The following is a 15253-nucleotide window of genomic DNA, read 5'->3' as shown; positions in this document are numbered from 1 at the left end:
ACGCCCCACGCTTCCCAGAGCCGCTCGCCCGCCGCCTTCCACCCCCGCTCGCCCGCCGCCTTCCACCCCCGCGCCCCCGTCCTGCTCCAAGCCCGCAGGGGCCTGGGCTTTCAGGGGCGCGGGGAACTGCGCGATCAGCCCCCCCCGGCCCCCCCCCGCCGACGCACCGAACCCTCCACCCCCCAGGCGCCCAGGAACAACCCCCCACCCCCCGCCCCGTACCCTGGTGCCGTGAGCAGCCCCTCCAGCCTCCCCGACGCCCTCCTGGGCCCCGCCGACGTCCGCGAGCTCGCGGCAGCGCTCGGCGTGCGCCCCACCAAACAGCGCGGCCAGAACTTCGTGATCGACGCCAACACGGTCCGCCGGATCGTGCGGACCGCGGACGTCCGCCCGCAGGACACGGTCGTCGAGGTGGGCCCGGGTCTCGGCTCGCTCACCCTCGCCCTGCTGGAGGTGGCGGACCGGGTCACGGCCGTCGAGATCGACGACGTCCTCGCCGCCGCGCTGCCCGCCACCATCACCGCCCGCATGCCCACCCGCGCCGACCGCTTCGCCCTCGTGCACTCGGACGCGATGCAGGTGACCGAACTGCCCGGCCCCCCGCCCACCGCCCTCGTCGCGAACCTCCCGTACAACGTCGCCGTCCCCGTGCTGCTGCACATGCTGGACACCTTCCCCACCATCGAACGCACCCTCGTGATGGTCCAGGCGGAGGTCGCCGACCGCCTCGCCGCCGGACCGGGCTCGAAGGTGTACGGCGTGCCGTCGGTGAAGGCGAACTGGTACGCGGAGGTCAAGCGCGCCGGGTCGATCGGGCGGAACGTCTTCTGGCCGGCGCCGAACGTCGACAGCGGACTCGTCTCGCTCGTCCGCCGGACCGAGCCGGTCAAGACCACCGCCGCCAGGCGGGAGGTGTTCGCGGTCGTCGACGCGGCGTTCGCCCAGCGGCGCAAGACGCTGCGGGCCGCCCTCGCCGGGTGGGCCGGCAGCGCGCCCGCCGCCGAGGCCGCCCTCGTCGCCGCCGGCGTGTCCCCGCAGGCCCGCGGCGAGTCCCTGACCGTCGAGGAGTTCGCCGCCATCGCCGAGCACCGCGTCACCGATGCCGCCACCGGCACCAGGACCTACGACCGGAACCACACCGAGGAGCCCCGCCAGTCGTGAGCGTCACCGTTCGCGTCCCCGCCAAGGTCAACGTGCAGCTCGCGGTCGGCGGCCCCCGGCCCGACGGCTTCCACGACCTGGCCAACGTCTTCCTCGCCGTCGGGCTCTACGACGAGGTCACCGCGACCCCCGCCGACGAGCTGACCGTCACCTGCGAGGGCCCCGGCGCCGACCAGGTCCCCCTGGACCGTACGAACCTCGCCGCACGGGCCGCGCTCGCGCTGGCGGAACGCCACGGCGTCGAGCCGGCCGTCCATCTGCACATCGCCAAGGACATCCCGGTCGCCGGCGGTATGGCCGGCGGCAGCGCGGACGCGGCCGGCGCGCTCCTCGCCTGCGACACGCTGTGGGGGACCGACGCCTCGCGCGAGGAACTCCTCGACATCTGCGCGGAGTTGGGCAGCGATGTCCCGTTCAGCCTGGTGGGCGGGGCGGCACTCGGCACCGGGCGGGGCGAGCAGCTCCGGCCCCTCGACGTCGGCGGTACGTTCCACTGGGTGTTCGCCGTCGCCGACGGCGGGCTCTCCACGCCCGCCGTCTACCGCGAGTTCGACCGGCTCCACGCGCACGACGTCGTCCCCGAGCCCGTCGCCTCCCAAGTGCTGCTGGACGCCCTCGCCAAGGGGGACGCCGACGCGCTCGCGGCCTTCCTGCCCGGCTCCAACGGCCTCCAGCCCGCCGCACTCTCGCTCTTCCCGAAGCTGGCCGACACCCTCACCGAGGGCCGCACCGCGGGCGCGCTCGCCGCGCTCGTCTCCGGCTCGGGCCCGACCACGGCCTTCCTCGTCCGGGACGCCGACGCGGCCCGCACCGTCGCCGAGGGCCTGCTCGCGTCCGGCACGTGCCGGGCGGCGAGGGCGGCCGTCTCCCCCGCGCCGGGGGCGACCGTCGTCCCGGGAGCCCAGGCCTAGGTACTCAGACGGGAGTTGAGTACGGGAGCGCTGACGCCCGACCCGGCGCCGGCGCGACCGTACTCCCATGAGTGCAAGCGTGAGCGCAAGCGTGCGTGCCGGAACGAGTGCGAGCGAACTCGCCGCCGCCACCCCCTCCACCCGTGACCGGTACGTCGATCTCCTCCGCGTCGCCTCCCTTGGCACGGTCGTCCTCGGCCACTGGCTGATGGCGGCGGTCACCACCGGCGGCGGGGCGGACGGCGATGTCGAGGTGGGGAACCTCCTCGCCGTCGAGCCGGGGCTCCAGATCCTGACCTGGGCCCTGCAGATCATGCCGGTGTTCTTCTTCGTCGGCGGCTTCTCGCACGCCCTCTCCTACCGCTCGCTCAGCCGACGGCACCCGGACGGCGACTCCGTCCACCCCGCCTTCCTCCGCGCCCGGCTCCAGCGGCTCCTGCGGCCCACCATGGTGTTCATCGGGGTGTGGGGCGCCGCCGCCGTCCTGCTCCAACTCGCGGGCCAGGGCGGCGGACTGCTCGACGTGGCGCTGCGGCTGGTCGCGCAGCCACTGTGGTTCATCGGCATCTACCTCGCGATGGTCGCCTTCACCCCGCCGCTGCTGAGGATGCACGAGCGGTTCGGGTGGGGCGCGTTCGGGGCGCTGGTCGCGGCGGCGGGCACCGTCGACGTGCTGCGCTTCGCGTTCGACGTGCCGTTCGTCGAGTTCCTCAACTTCGCCTTCGTGTGGCTCGCGATCCACCAGCTCGGATTCCTGCGCGCCGACGGGCGGTTGACCCGGCCGTATCTGCTCGCCGGGGCCGGGCTCGCGGGGGCGGCGCTGCTGGTGGCGTACGGGCCGTATCCGCTGTCGATGGTCGGGATGCCGGGCGAGAAGGTGTCCAACATGGCGCCGCCGACCTTCGCGCTGCTGTGCCACGGCCTGTGGCTGGTCGGCGCGGTGGAGTGGCTGCGCGGGCCGGCCGGACGGTGGCTGGAGCGGCCGAAGGTGTGGCGGGCGGTCGTGGCGGCCAACGGCATGTCGATGACCGCGTTCCTGTGGCACCTGTCGGCCATGCTCGGGGTCTACGGCATGCTGCTCGCGCTGGATGTGCCGCTGCCCGCGCCCGCGACGGGTGCCTGGTGGGCCCAGCTGCCCCCGCGCATCGCCGCCGCCGCCGTTCTGACGGCGGTGCTGGTCGCGGCCTTCCGGAGCTTCGAGCGCCCCGCTGCCCGGTCCACCGTCCCGCGCCCGCGCGGCAGTTCGAGCGGGCCGACGGCGTACTCCGGACCGGCCGCCACCCTCGGTGCCGTGCTCTGTCTCTTCGGGGTGCTGGGGCTGTCCATGGTCGGCTTCGGCGGGCTGTTCGAGGGGCGTACGGCCCTGCTGATCGCCGTGCCGGTGAGTGCGCCGGCGGCGGTGGCGATGACCCTCGTGGGCTGGCTCCTGGTGGAGCGGGCGGGGCGTGGGGCCGCGCGGAGTGATCGGCACGCGTGAGCCGACGCGGAAGAATCGCGCCGGCCGGCCAACGCGGACGCCGTCCCGGCCGTCTTCATCGCCGAGACCTCGACCCGCGACGACATGACGCCCGGCCCGAGCACGTCGACGCCGCCCCGGGTCTCGCGCGAACGCCGTGCGCCCCGGGTGGAGACGCCCCGGGGCGCACGGCCTCCTCCTCACGCCGCCGCACCCTCCTCGTCGTCCACGTGGCCGCCTCCGCCGCCTGGCTCGGGCTCACGCCCGGGGACTGGCCCGCCACCACCGGGCCCAGGTGAAGTTCTGGCTGACCCCGGCCACCCTCACCACCACGGTCCTCGCCCTGCGCCCCGGCGTGAACCCGGCGGTCACCGCCGTCGCCGCGGGCGGGCCGCTGCCGGACGCGGGGGACGGCCGCTCCGGCCCGGCCGTCTCGCTGACCGCGTACGTCTTCATGACCGTGATCTCGGTCCCGAAGCCCTGGGGGCCCACCGGGCGAGGCCGCCGCCTGCGCGCCACCGCCCGCCGCGAAGGCGTCGTCGTCTCCCGCTGAGGCCCCCGCCCGGGCGCCCGTCACGCCCCCTCCACCCCGCCGACTATCCTGGAGGGTCGATCGTCCCCGTGGCAGGAGAGTAATGGCCGTCAATCTGGTCAATGTCGAGAACGTCAGCAAGGTGTACGGCACCCGTGCCCTGCTCGACGGGGTCTCGCTCGGCGTCTCCGAAGGGGACCGGATCGGCGTCGTGGGGCGGAACGGGGACGGCAAGACGACCCTGATCCGGATGCTCGCCAAGCTGGAGGAGGCCGACACGGGCCGGATCACCCACTCCGGTGGCCTGCACGCCGGCGTCCTCACCCAGCACGACTCCCTCGACCCGGCCGCCACCGTCCGGCACGAGGTCATCCGGGACATGGCCGACCACGAGTGGGCGGGCAACGCCAAGATCCGGGACGTCCTCACCGGGCTGTTCGGCGGGCTCGACCTGCCCGGCTTCCCGCAGGGCCTCGACACCGTCATCGGCCCCCTCTCCGGCGGCGAGCGGCGGCGCATCGCGCTCGCCAAGCTGCTCATCGAGGAGCAGGACCTGATCGTCCTCGACGAGCCCACCAACCACCTCGACGTGGAAGGCATCTCCTGGCTCGCGGGCCACCTGCGGGAGCGCCGGTCCGCACTCGTCTGCGTCACCCACGACCGGTGGTTCCTGGACCAGGTCTGCACCCGGATGTGGGACGTGCAGAAGGGCTCGGTCTACGAGTACGAGGGCGGCTACTCCGACTACGTCTTCGCCCGCGCCGAGCGCGAGCGGATCGCCGCCACCGAGGAGACCAAGCGGCAGAACCTGGTCCGCAAGGAGCTGGCGTGGCTGCGGCGAGGGGCTCCGGCCCGTACGTCGAAGCCCCGGTTCCGGGTCGAGGCGGCGAACGAGCTGATCGCGGACGTGCCGCCGCCGCGTGACACCAGCGAGCTGATGAAATTCGCCTCGTCCCGGCTCGGCAAGACCGTCTTCGACCTGGAGAACGTCACCGTGCAGGCCGGACCGAAGGTGCTGCTGAAGCATCTGACGTGGCAGCTCGGGCCGGGCGACCGCATCGGCCTCGTCGGCGTCAACGGCGCCGGCAAGACCTCCCTGCTGCGGGCCATGGCCGAGGCCGCGCGCAGCGAGGGGGAGAAGCAGCCGGCCGCCGGCCGGGTCGTCACCGGCAAGACGGTCAAGCTCGCCTACCTCTCCCAGGAGGTCGCCGAGCTGGACCCGAACCTGCGGGTGCTCCAGGCCGTGCAGCAGGTCCGCGACCGCGTCGACCTCGGCAAGGGGCGCGAGATGACCGCGGGGCAGCTCTGCGAGACCTTCGGCTTCAACAAGGAGAAGCAGTGGACGCCGGTGGGCGACCTCAGCGGTGGTGAGCGGCGGCGGCTGCAGATTCTGCGGCTGCTGATGGACGAGCCCAACGTCCTCTTCCTCGACGAGCCGACGAACGACCTCGACATCGAGACCCTGACGCAGCTGGAGGACCTGCTCGACGGGTGGCCCGGCTCGATGATCGTCATCTCCCACGACCGGTTCTTCGTCGAGCGCACGACCGACCGGGTGTTCGCGCTGCTCGGCGACGCGGCGCTGCGGATGCTGCCGCGCGGGATCGACGAGTACATCGAGCGGCGGCACGCGATGGAGGAGGCCGCCGCGGCCGCCGCCGGGATCGCCGCGAAGCCCGCCGCCGAAGCCGCGCAGCGCAACGCCGCCGACGCGCGCGCCGCGAAGAAGGAACTGCAGAAGATCGAGCGGCAGTTGGACAAGGTCTCCGAGAAGGAGGCGAAGTTGCACACGCGGATCGCCGAGAACGCGACCGACTTCGCGAAGGTGGGGGAGCTGGACGCCGAGTTGCGGGCGTTGGGCGCGGAGAAGGAGGAGCTGGAGATGCGGTGGCTTGAACTGGCGGACGACGCGTGAGCGCTCCGCTTCGTGCGGGGTGGCGCGAGCTGGGCTGATGTTCGATGCCGGGTGCGGGTCGTTCGTGGTTGCTCGCGCAGTTCCCCGCGCCCCTTCGGGGGCGCGGAAGGCTTGCGGCGTAGGGGGCGTGCGTCCGGTGAAGGGGGCGTGAAGGAGCGTAACGGAGGCATTACGGGCCGGTTCTCCCTTGGGAACAGGGGAGCGACCGGCCCCGTACGGGGGAGCGTCGCAGTGATAGAAAGAGCCGTCTGAGAAGAGTCTTGGCAGTCTGAGAAGCGACACCACGCGTGACCACGGGTGGCTCGAAAGCAGCGAACAGGGGGAAAGCGCTGATGGTTCAGCCACCCGATCAGCCGCCGCAGGGCGGCTACGGAGCACCACACGGTCAGCCGCAGCCGTCACAACCGCAACCGCCGCAACAGCCGTACGGCTACCCGCAGACGCCCCCGCCGCAGGGCCCGCCCGCCCCGGCCCCCGGCTACGGCTACCCCCAGCAGCAGCCGCCCGCGCAGCCCGGCCCGTACGCCCAGCCCGGCCCGTACGGACAGCCGCAGCAGCCCGGCCCTTACGCGCAGCCCGGCCCGTACAACCCGGCGCCGCAGGCCGGTTACGGCTACCCGCAGTCGCAGTACCCGGGCGCGCCCACCCCGCCCCCGGGCGGTGGCGGCGGTTCCAAGAGCCCCTTCAAGGGCAAGCCCGCGATGATCATCGGCGCCGCCGTGGCCGCGCTGCTCGTGGTCGGCGGCACGGTGTTCGCGGTGACGAGCCTCGGGGACGACGACGAGAAGAAACCGGTCGCCAAGGAGAGCACGAGCCCGAGCGAGGACGACAAGCCCTCGGACGCGCCCACCGCGCCGGTCAACGAGGGAGACGGCAGCGGCGACGGCGGCGAGGACCTCGACATCGCCGACCTCAACGCGGATGTCAAGGCCGGTGAGGCGAAGGTGCTCTGGTACAAGAGCGCCCCCGACGCCCCGGGTTCCGGCGCGAGCGCCCCCGGCCTGTGGGTCACCGACAAGGTCGCGGTGAAGCCCGCGTACAAGCAGCTCTTCGCCTACAACGTGTCCGACGGGAACCCCGCCTGGGACCCGATCGAGTTCCCCGGCAAGATCTGCGCGGTCACCCCGAGGGCGACCTCCGGCGACCGGGTCGTGGTCTCGTACCAGAAGAACACCTCGAAGAACGCCGAGTGCGACCAGCTTCAGCAGATCGACCTCAACACCGGTGACAAGGGCTGGTCGACGGAGGTGGAGGAGGGCGAGCTGTTCGACAGCACCATCAGCGTCGGGCTCTCCGTCACCGGGGACACGCTCATGGTGGGCCGCTCGCAGTCCGGGACGGCGTACGACGTCAACACCGGCAAGAAGCTGTTCGACAAGAAGAGTTACGGCCAGTCCTGCTACCCGGCCGGGTTCGCGGGCGGCGCGCGGCTGATCGCCGTCTCCTCCTGCGCGGTGACCACCGACAAGGAGCACGACGAGGTCCAGGAGCTGGACCCGAGGACCGGCAAGGCCAAGTGGACGCGGAAGATCCCCAAGGGCTGGAAGGTCGAACACGCCTACTCGGTGGACCCGGTCGTCCTCTACCTCACCAACGAGGAGGAGAACACCTGGAACATCTCCACCCTCAAGGCCGACGGCTCGACCCGCTCGCAGGTCGACTCCGACGCCTCGTTCGCGCCCGACTGCGACGGCGGCATCCTCACCCGCGACCTGGCGGGCTGCACGGGCGTCGCGGCCGACGCGAACACCCTCTACCTGCCGACCGAGGAGAAGGACGGCACGAACGAGGTCGTCGCCCTGAACCTCGCGACCGGCAAGGAGAGGTGGCGCCTGAAGTCGCCCTCCGCCGACGCGGAGATCGTCCCGATCAAGGTCGAGGGGGCGAAGCTCCTCGCGTACGTGGAGTCCACGCGCGACGCGGGCGGCCAGGTCGTGTCGATCCCGGCCACCGGCAGCGGCCCGAAGGCGACCAAGCTCATCCAGATGCCGGCGAGCGCCGCGGAGATCGAGAGCTCGTTCTATTCGAAGGCCATCGACTACGTGGACGGCCGCTTCTACATCTCCACCACCCTGCTGAACGGTGTCGACGACGCGAAGGAGAAGTTGATGCTGGCCTACGGCAAGTGACGCGCGCGACCGACGGCCCCGCCCGTGCCACCGGCCCCGTCCGGACCGTGCGACGGGCCCGGCCGGTCCCGCGGGCCCGGCCCGCGTCACCGGCGCGGGCCGTGGACACCGGCCGCCCGACGCCACCGCCGCCCGGCCCCGCCGTGACCCGGCCGGCCTCCCCTTCCGTCCTTCTTCCGTCCTCCGCTCTCCGCTTCGAGGTATTCACGTCATGACGCAGCCGCCGCCCCCGCCGAACCAGCCGCCGGGCCCGCCCCCGAACCAGCCGCCCGCCGAGCCCCCGTCGCTGGACAAGGGTCAGCCGCCCGCGCAGCCCCCGGCCCAGGGCCAGCCGCCCGCGCAGCCCCCGCAGGACACCCCGCCGCAGGGTGGTTTCGGCGCGCCCACGCCCCCGCCGCCCGGCGGTTTCGGCGCCCCGACACCCCCGCCGCAGGGCCCGCCCGCGCCCGGTCCGGGCTACGGCTACCCGCAGGCGCCCCCGGCCCAGCAGACCCCGCCGCCGGCCCAGGCCCCGCAGGGGCCCCCGCCCGCGCAGGGCCCCGGCTACGGCTACCCGCAGACGCCCCCGCCGCAGCCCGGTTACGGCTACCCGGGCCAGCCCGGCCAGCCGGGTCAGCCGGGTCCTTACGGCCAGCCGCAGCCCGGCCCGTACGGCCAGCAGCCGCAGCCCGGTCCCTACGGGCAGCAGCCGCCTCCCGGCCCCTACGGCTACCAGCCGCCGACCATGGCGATGCATCCGCAGATGGGGCAGGCCCCGGGCGGCAAGAAGAAGGTCAACTCCACGGCGATCATCATCACGGCGGCGGTCGCGGCCATCGCGCTGATCGTCGGCGGCGGTGTCTTCTACGCCTCCACCAGCGGGGACGACGACGGTGGCAAGAAGGACACCGCCAGTTCGCAGGGCACGACCGGCGGCAAGGACGACACCAAGGGTGACGACGGCGGTTCGTCCTCGTCCGGCGGTTCGTCGTCCGGTGGCGTGGAGGTGCCGACCGAGGCGCAGGAGAAGGCGCCCAGCAGCCCGAACGCGAAGATCCTCTTCCAGGTGCCCGCGCACGAGGTCAAGGAAAAGCTGACCATCGACAGCGTCAAGGGCTCCTGGCTGACGAAGACCACGTACGCCAAGTCGGCCCTGAACAAGATCGTCGGCTATGAGCCGGACAGCGGCAAGACCAAGTGGACGCTGGACCTGGCCGGTCAGACCTGCGCGGGCTCCCGTGAGATCACCACCGAGGGCATCGCCGTGGTGGTGACCGAGTCGGCCAAGCGCAAGAACAACGACGACCGTCAGCCCTGCACCGAGGTCACCGCGTTCAACGTCGAGACCGGCAAGGAGGTGTGGACCAAGAGCGCCGACACGAGCGGTGAGAAGGTGCCGTTCGGCGAGGTCACCATCTCCGGTACGACGGTCGCGGCGGCCGGCGGCTACGGCGGCGGCGCGGCGTTCGACGTCAACTCCGGCAAGGTGCTGTGGTCGCCCAAGGTCGGCGAGTGCACCGACGAGGGCTACGCGGGCGGCGCCCAGCTGATCGCGGTCCGCAAGTGCGGTGACTACGGCAGCGAGACCTTCCAGATCCAGCTGCTGGACCCGAAGTCGGGCAGCGTCAAGTGGACCTACAAGGTGCCCTCCGGCATCTCGCGCGCCAAGATCATCTCCACCAAGCCGGTGGTCTTCGGTGTCGTCACCGGCAGCGACGTCCCGCTGACCGGCACGAGCGACATCTTCTCGCTCGACGACAGCGGCAAGCTGCGCGCCAAGATCTCCATCCCGGACGACAAGTACGACTACGAGTGCCCCGTCCGCGGTGTCTGGGCCTGCCGGGGCATCTACGTCGGCAACGACAAGGTGTACATGCCGACCAAGAACCACGACGGCACCGGCTCCTACAGCTCCACCAACGAGATCGTGTCCTTCTCGCTGGCCACGGGGAAGTCCACCGGCGACCGGGTCGACGCGGGCGACGACTACGAGCTGTTCCCGATCCGGATGGACGGGCCGAACCTCATCGCCTTCAAGGACGGCCCGTACGACAAGGGGGCCCAGATCGTCTCCATCGACGGCAAGTCGCTGAAGCAGACCAAGCTCCTGGAGACCCCGTCCTCCGAGTCGGTGCTGCGTGCGATCAGCGGGATGACGCCGACGCTGAGCGAGATGCTCTACACCGACGGACGGTGGTTCATCGGCTCGGAACTCGTCAGCAAGCCGTATTCGAAGGACGAGAAGGAGTACACGGCGCTCGGCTTCGGGGTGAAGTAACCCCACGCGCCCCCTCGATCTTCCTCGCCGGCCCCGCCCCAGCTCAGGGGCGGGGCCGTGCACGTATCCCTCATCCCGCTCGAATCGGAGGGAATTTCGGTAATCCGGGCACTTCTCTCCGATAGGGGGAGCGCAACGTCGAACAAGCGTGTAGCTTCCGGGGGCATGAACAGCGGGGAGCCGACGGGGAAGTCGGGGGGCTTCTGTCCGTGAGGACCAGTGGGCAGCCATAGTTGGCAACCATCTGGGGGGACTGGGGGGTGGGGTGACTCTATGGGAGTCCGGCTCATGGTGGTCGACGATCACCGACTGCTGGCCGAGGCGCTGGCCTCGGCGTTGAAGCTGCGCGGGCACCGGGTGCTCGCGGCGGCGGCGCCGGCCGCGGGCGCGGCGGAACTGGTGATCACGAGGGCACCCGAGGTGTGTCTGCTCGGCACGGCGACACCCGCCGAGCCGGGAATCTTCGACCCGGTGGTCAAGATCAAGCGTGAGCGCCCGCAGGTGGCGGTGCTGGTCCTCGGCCCGGTGCCCAACCCGCGTGGCATCGCGGCCGCGTTCGCCGCGGGGGCCTCCGGCTACGTGCGGCACGACGAACGCATCGAGGGCGTCGAGCGGGCCATCATGAAGGCCCGCGCGGGTGAGGCGGCGGTGGCGCCGCAGCTGTTGCAGAGCGCGTTCGGTGAACTGCTGAACCCCGCCGCCCAGCCCGACGACGAGGGCCAGCGCCTGCTCCAGATGCTGACCCCGCGCGAGGTCGAGGTCCTGGTGCGGGTGGCGGACGGCGAGGACACCCGCCTCATCGCGGCGGGCATGGGCATCGCCCCGTCGACGGCCCGCACCCACGTGCAACGCGTCCTGATGAAGCTGGGGGTCGGCTCCCGCCTGGAGGCGGCGGCCCTGGCGGCCCGCACGGGCCTGCTGGACCGGGCGGGCCCGGTGCCGCACGGTCCGCCGGGGGTGGAGGCTTAGTGCTCCGGCCCGGCGGCTGCCTCCGGGTGGGTCTGGGCCGGAGGCCAGGCGCATCCCAGCCGAGTTCGCGCACGTCGCTGGAGCCATGCCGCTGGAGCCACGCCGCTGGAGCCGTATCGGGCCGTCGGCCCGATACGGCTCCCCGGGGACGCCGGACGCGGATCAGCTCACGCCCAAGGCGTTCAGGATCGCCGGGGTGACCTGATCGGCGGCGTTCTGGTGGCCCTGGGCGTTGGGGTGGACGAAGGCCACCTCGGTCGGGAAGGTCGTGAAGACGCCTTCCACCCACTTGCCCGAGTCGCAGACGCTGTGGTTCCGGGAGGAGTCGGAAAGGCCGACGAACGTGTCCCCGTGCGCACCGGCCGCCTTCTCGATGACCGTGTTGAGCGGTGCCAGCACGTCGTCGCGCAGCCAGTCCAGGTCTCCCGGGGTGATCGACGCGAACTGCTCCCAGTCGTTGTACCGGCACTTGGCCGTGTCCTCCGGGATGACCGTGGGGTAGCCGACGGTCAGGACCTTGGCGTGCGGGGCCCGCTCGTGGAGGACGGTGAGCATCTCCTCGTAGTCGCCGCTCACCTTGGTCAGCCGGCCGGGGATGTCGTCGGCCAGGTCGTCCCGGCACGGTGTGCCCACACCGCCGCTGCCGTCGCCCAGTTGCAGACAGGTGAAGAGGATCTGAGCGAACCCGAGGGTGTTGCCGCCCGCGCCGACGGTGATCACGTCGGTGCCGGGCCCGACCGCCTCGGACTGGGGAGGCACCGGCGGGAACGGGTAGTCCGGGTCCTCGGAGAGGGGCGGCAGGTGGCGGCCGATCGGCTCCTGGGCGTTGAAGGTGATGTCCTCGATGGTGGCGGCTCCGCAGCTGACATTGGTCAGTTCGATCAGTGAACCGAGATCCCGGTCGATGACCTGGGGGTAGGACCGGTCGGTGCGCTCGCAGCCGTCACGGGGGACTTCGAAGGTGTCGCCCGCGGCCGGGATGACCCCGGCGGTGTAGGAGTCGCCCAGGGCGACCCACTCGTAGGCCGCCGCGGCCGCCGGGGTGGCGCCGGCGAGTTGCGCGGGGACGAGCGCGCCTGCGGCGAGAGCCACGGCGGAGCCCAGCACGGCCAGACGAGTGCGCAAGTTTGCCACGAATCCTCCAGAGATACGGTTTTGGTGACGCAATGACCGTACGAGGAGTGTTACTTAACGCACTAGATCCAATACGGACAGTCACTTACCGTCGGGTCTCTGGTGGTCCCTCCGGGCAGGGCCGGCATGTTCTGAACGGGTGAGGTCGATGTAGGGACCATGTGTGCCCCTCTGTCGCCGAATCCGGTGTGGCGCTTGATCGCTGCGGAGCGATTATCCGGACGGCTCCCCGGCTTCCGTTCCACCGAACGAACCCCGCCCGTTGTCCTGTTCACGCCTGTACGGCAGTTGATCAACCGCGGGGCGGGGTCAGTCTGCCGGCGGTTATGGCGTGGAGGAGGTGGGCGAGGGGGGTGCGGGTGGTCGCGATGACTGTGGTGGGGGTGTCGGACTCGCGGAGGTGTATGTCGTCGGGGGAGGCGGCGACTTCGACGCAGGTGTCGCCTTCGCCGCCGTCGGAGAAGGTCGACTTCTGCCAGCGCGGGGTGTGGTCCATGGGGCGCCTCACAACTCCTTTGCCAAGCGGTGGATGAAGTCCCGCGACGCCACGGGTTCCAGCGCCGCCGACTCCACTCTACGAAGGAGTGTTCGGAGCCGGTGCAGCTGCGGTTCTGCATCGATGAACACGACGCCGGTCGGGGCGTCCCGGAAGACGGTGTCCAGCTTCGGCACCGGACCACCCGCGTACACCATCGAGGCTCCGGCACCGGCGAAGCCGTCCTGGTCGATGGGGATCACTCGGACAGTGACGTTGCCTTGTTCGATCCGGTCCAGAATCCACCGGAGCTGAGAGGCGGAGGTCTGACGGTCGGCCACTCGGACTCGCAAGGCGAACTCGTGGACGGTCGTCTGGTACGGGGTGGGGGCGTCGCCCTCGATGACCGAACGCCTCTTCAACCGGTACTCGACCCGGGGTGCGAGTTCGCTCTCGGGCAGTTCCGGGCGCATGTACCCGAAGACCGCTCGGGCGTAGTCCGGAGTCTGGAGGAGCCCGGGGACGCGGTTGATGACGACTTCGCGGAGGTACGTCGCATGGTGCTCCGCCTCCGCCACGTCCAGGTTCACCTGGGGCAGGGCATCCCGGTACTTGTTCCACCAGCCTCGTCTGCGATCACCCGCCATTGCCGCGAGGGCGTCGATCAACTCCTCGTCGGTGCAGGCGTAGTGGGCTGCCAGACGGCGGATGCGCTCCGCGCTGACGGCCGCGATGCCTGCCTCTACCTGACTCATCTGGGTCGAGGTCGAATCCAGGAACGCCGCGACCTCGCGGGCCTTCAGGCCGGCGGCCTCGCGCAACCTGCGTAGCTCCGTTCCCAGGCGCACTTGCCGTGCGGTGGGGTTGCTCCTCGCCGCCATGTACTCCCCAACGTTCCTGTCACCACACCACGTTCGGGTGTCAGATTACGGCAGCGGGTTGCAGGGGCCGAAATTAATGCCTTACCGTCAGTGAAGCGCCGCACACGCTGCGAAATATCGGGACTCCGGAAGCGCACCACTCCGTCCTGCCGCGACGGCTGAGGCAATGCCACCGCATGCCCCGAACAACTCCCCATCCCCCGAACGGAGTTCACCCATGCCCGAAAGCGCACTCGCACCCGAGCCCTGGGAGTACGTCCTCCACATCCCCCACGACCCCCGAGCCGTGACCGTCTCCCGCCGCACCCTCCGCCTGATCCTCACCGCGCACGGCTTGGCCGCCCTGCTGGACCCCGCCGAACTCCTGGCCACGGAGCTGATCGCCAACGCCGTACTCCACACCAAGGGCCCGGCAGCCCTGCGTGTCCGCTGGTCGGGCGACACCCTGTGGATCGGCGCCTGGGATGCCGACCCGCAACCCCCGGAGCCACCGGACAACGTGGCGAAGCCCGAGATGGAGACCGGTCGGGGCCTCGCCCTCGTCCGCGCCTGTACGGACATCTGGGGCTGGCAGCCGTCGTCCCGGTTCGGTCACTCGGGCAAATACGTGTGGTGCGAACTGACGGCCGCGTAGCTCGTTGAGCATCCCGACAGAAAGAAGATTTGTGCCGTTCCCGGGCCTCGCTCGATCTCCGTCGTCAACACGGACCTGACGGAGATCGCTCCGGTGGAGCGCCGGGTGGACAGCCTGGTGCGCGTGGACACCGACGAGGGCGCCTTCTTGCTGGTTCTGGAATCCCAGGGGAGGCAGGACGAGCGAAAGCGGGGCAGTTGGCCGTACTACCTCGCCTATCTCCACGAGAAGTACCGCGTGGAGCCGGTGCTGATCGTCATGACCCAGAATCGCTCCACCGCCAAGTGGGCTGCTCAGCCCATCCGGTTCGGTCTGCCGGACTGGGCCTCGCTGGTCGTACGGCCACTCGTCCTCGGGCCGGACAACGTGCCGGTGATCGCGAACGAGGCGGAGGTGGCGCGGGACGTCACCCTCGCGGTGTTTTCGGCGATCACGCATGGAAAATAAGGAACTCATGATGCCGGTGAACTACTTCTTCAAGAACCCGGTCGCGGTGAAGCTGCGAGAGGAGGGCCGGGTCGAGGAACGAATCGCGGAGCGGATCGCCGGCGTCCTGCGCACGCTCGACCGGCGTCACATCGACGTACCCGACTCCGTCCGGCAGAGGGTACGCAGCTGCACCGACCCCGACCGCCTCCAGATCTGGGTGGACCGGGCCTACGAGGTCACCGACGCCGCCGAACTGTTCGACGACGACCGAGCCTGACCCGGCTGGCGTCTTCGCGCACTGGTGCGTCCGGTCGTGGGCGCACCAACGGCAGTGAGAGACGCATAGGGTCGGCGCCGCCCGTGCCTCGGG

General features: G+C 71.3%; 14 protein-coding genes. 11 read left to right on the top strand and 3 right to left on the bottom strand.

The genetic code is table 11. The annotated features are described in order from the left end of the window. Nucleotides 1-231: 231 nt before the first annotated feature. The 8 genes from rsmA (at nucleotide 232) to STRBO_RS0135875 (ending at nucleotide 11330) form a co-directional block, all read left to right on the top strand. Entirely contained in the window at nucleotides 232-1161 is a 930-nt protein-coding gene (rsmA, locus tag STRBO_RS40770; protein WP_005485859.1) for a 16S rRNA (adenine(1518)-N(6)/adenine(1519)-N(6))-dimethyltransferase RsmA, read from the top strand. Beyond that, nucleotides 1158-2072, top strand: coding sequence for a 4-(cytidine 5'-diphospho)-2-C-methyl-D-erythritol kinase (locus tag STRBO_RS0135905; RefSeq protein WP_005485858.1), 915 nt, complete (start codon nucleotides 1158-1160; stop codon nucleotides 2070-2072). The genes rsmA and STRBO_RS0135905 overlap by 4 nt, the downstream gene beginning before the upstream one ends. Before the next feature lie 91 nt (nucleotides 2073-2163). Next, a complete protein-coding gene (locus tag STRBO_RS0135900; protein WP_005485856.1) occupies nucleotides 2164-3549 on the top strand; it encodes an acyltransferase family protein in 1386 nt (461 codons plus the stop codon). Between the two features lie 274 nt (nucleotides 3550-3823). Continuing rightward, nucleotides 3824-4081 carry a hypothetical protein gene (locus tag STRBO_RS0135895; protein WP_005485855.1) on the top strand — a complete coding sequence of 86 codons (258 nt, stop codon included), beginning with the start codon at nucleotides 3824-3826 and terminating at the stop codon, nucleotides 4079-4081. Nucleotides 4082-4163: 82 nt separating this feature from the next. Then, nucleotides 4164-5975 carry an ABC-F family ATP-binding cassette domain-containing protein gene (locus tag STRBO_RS0135890; protein WP_005485853.1) on the top strand — a complete coding sequence of 604 codons (1812 nt, stop codon included), beginning with the start codon at nucleotides 4164-4166 and terminating at the stop codon, nucleotides 5973-5975. Between the two features lie 332 nt (nucleotides 5976-6307). Beyond that, nucleotides 6308-8104, top strand: coding sequence for an outer membrane protein assembly factor BamB family protein (locus tag STRBO_RS0135885; protein WP_005485851.1), 1797 nt, complete (start codon nucleotides 6308-6310; stop codon nucleotides 8102-8104). Between the two features lie 211 nt (nucleotides 8105-8315). Beyond that, on the top strand, nucleotides 8316-10361 hold the full coding sequence (locus STRBO_RS0135880; RefSeq protein WP_005485849.1) for an outer membrane protein assembly factor BamB family protein: 2046 nt from the start codon (nucleotides 8316-8318) through the stop codon (nucleotides 10359-10361). A 273-nt stretch (nucleotides 10362-10634) separates the two neighbouring features. Beyond that, entirely contained in the window at nucleotides 10635-11330 is a 696-nt protein-coding gene (locus tag STRBO_RS0135875) for a helix-turn-helix transcriptional regulator (RefSeq protein WP_005485847.1), read from the top strand. A 162-nt stretch (nucleotides 11331-11492) separates the two neighbouring features. On the opposite strand, the gene STRBO_RS0135870 is transcribed toward STRBO_RS0135875, so the two are convergent. From STRBO_RS0135870 to STRBO_RS0135860, 3 genes are all read right to left on the bottom strand, one after another. Further along, the gene (locus tag STRBO_RS0135870) at nucleotides 11493-12464 is read right to left on the bottom strand and encodes an SGNH/GDSL hydrolase family protein (RefSeq protein WP_028797036.1); all 972 of its coding nucleotides are present in this window, start codon (nucleotides 12462-12464) and stop codon (nucleotides 11493-11495) included. A gap of 292 nt (nucleotides 12465-12756) precedes the next feature. Further along, the gene (locus STRBO_RS0135865; protein WP_005485844.1) at nucleotides 12757-12960 is read right to left on the bottom strand and encodes a DUF397 domain-containing protein; all 204 of its coding nucleotides are present in this window, start codon (nucleotides 12958-12960) and stop codon (nucleotides 12757-12759) included. Between the two features lie 8 nt (nucleotides 12961-12968). Then, nucleotides 12969-13820, bottom strand: a complete 852-nt coding sequence (locus STRBO_RS0135860) for a helix-turn-helix domain-containing protein (RefSeq protein WP_028797035.1) — start codon at nucleotides 13818-13820, stop codon at nucleotides 12969-12971. A gap of 217 nt (nucleotides 13821-14037) precedes the next feature. On the opposite strand from STRBO_RS0135860, the gene STRBO_RS0135855 reads away from it, so the two are divergent. The 3 genes from STRBO_RS0135855 (at nucleotide 14038) to STRBO_RS45770 (ending at nucleotide 15160) form a co-directional block, all read left to right on the top strand. Next, nucleotides 14038-14454, top strand: coding sequence for an ATP-binding protein (locus STRBO_RS0135855; RefSeq protein ID WP_005485841.1), 417 nt, complete (start codon nucleotides 14038-14040; stop codon nucleotides 14452-14454). 105 nt (nucleotides 14455-14559) lie between these two features. Then, nucleotides 14560-14901, top strand: a complete 342-nt coding sequence (locus tag STRBO_RS45775) for a hypothetical protein (RefSeq protein ID WP_158690992.1) — start codon at nucleotides 14560-14562, stop codon at nucleotides 14899-14901. Between the two features lie 7 nt (nucleotides 14902-14908). Then, nucleotides 14909-15160, top strand: a complete 252-nt coding sequence (locus STRBO_RS45770; protein WP_158698345.1) for a hypothetical protein — start codon at nucleotides 14909-14911, stop codon at nucleotides 15158-15160. The last annotated feature ends 93 nt before the right edge of the window (nucleotides 15161-15253 follow it).

Origin of the sequence: Streptomyces bottropensis ATCC 25435, assembly GCF_000383595.1 — a bacterium.
Classification (GTDB): domain Bacteria; phylum Actinomycetota; class Actinomycetes; order Streptomycetales; family Streptomycetaceae; genus Streptomyces; species Streptomyces bottropensis.
This window is presented reverse-complemented; position numbering and strand designations above follow the sequence as displayed.

What these genes read in the sequence shown, in the direction of transcription:
- STRBO_RS0135890 (WP_005485853.1), top strand. Translation starts at nt 4,164, where the DNA reads ATGGCCGTCAATCTGGTCAATGTCGAGAACGTCAGCAAGGTGTACGGC.
- STRBO_RS0135885 (WP_005485851.1), top strand. Translation starts at nt 6,308, where the DNA reads ATGGTTCAGCCACCCGATCAGCCGCCGCAGGGCGGCTACGGAGCACCA.
- STRBO_RS0135880 (WP_005485849.1), top strand. Translation starts at nt 8,316, where the DNA reads ATGACGCAGCCGCCGCCCCCGCCGAACCAGCCGCCGGGCCCGCCCCCG.
- STRBO_RS0135875 (WP_005485847.1), top strand. Translation starts at nt 10,635, where the DNA reads ATGGGAGTCCGGCTCATGGTGGTCGACGATCACCGACTGCTGGCCGAG.
- STRBO_RS0135865 (WP_005485844.1), bottom strand. Translation starts at nt 12,960, where the DNA reads ATGGACCACACCCCGCGCTGGCAGAAGTCGACCTTCTCCGACGGCGGC.
- STRBO_RS0135860 (WP_028797035.1), bottom strand. Translation starts at nt 13,820, where the DNA reads ATGGCGGCGAGGAGCAACCCCACCGCACGGCAAGTGCGCCTGGGAACG.
- STRBO_RS0135855 (WP_005485841.1), top strand. Translation starts at nt 14,038, where the DNA reads ATGCCCGAAAGCGCACTCGCACCCGAGCCCTGGGAGTACGTCCTCCAC.
- STRBO_RS45770 (WP_158698345.1), top strand. Translation starts at nt 14,909, where the DNA reads ATGATGCCGGTGAACTACTTCTTCAAGAACCCGGTCGCGGTGAAGCTG.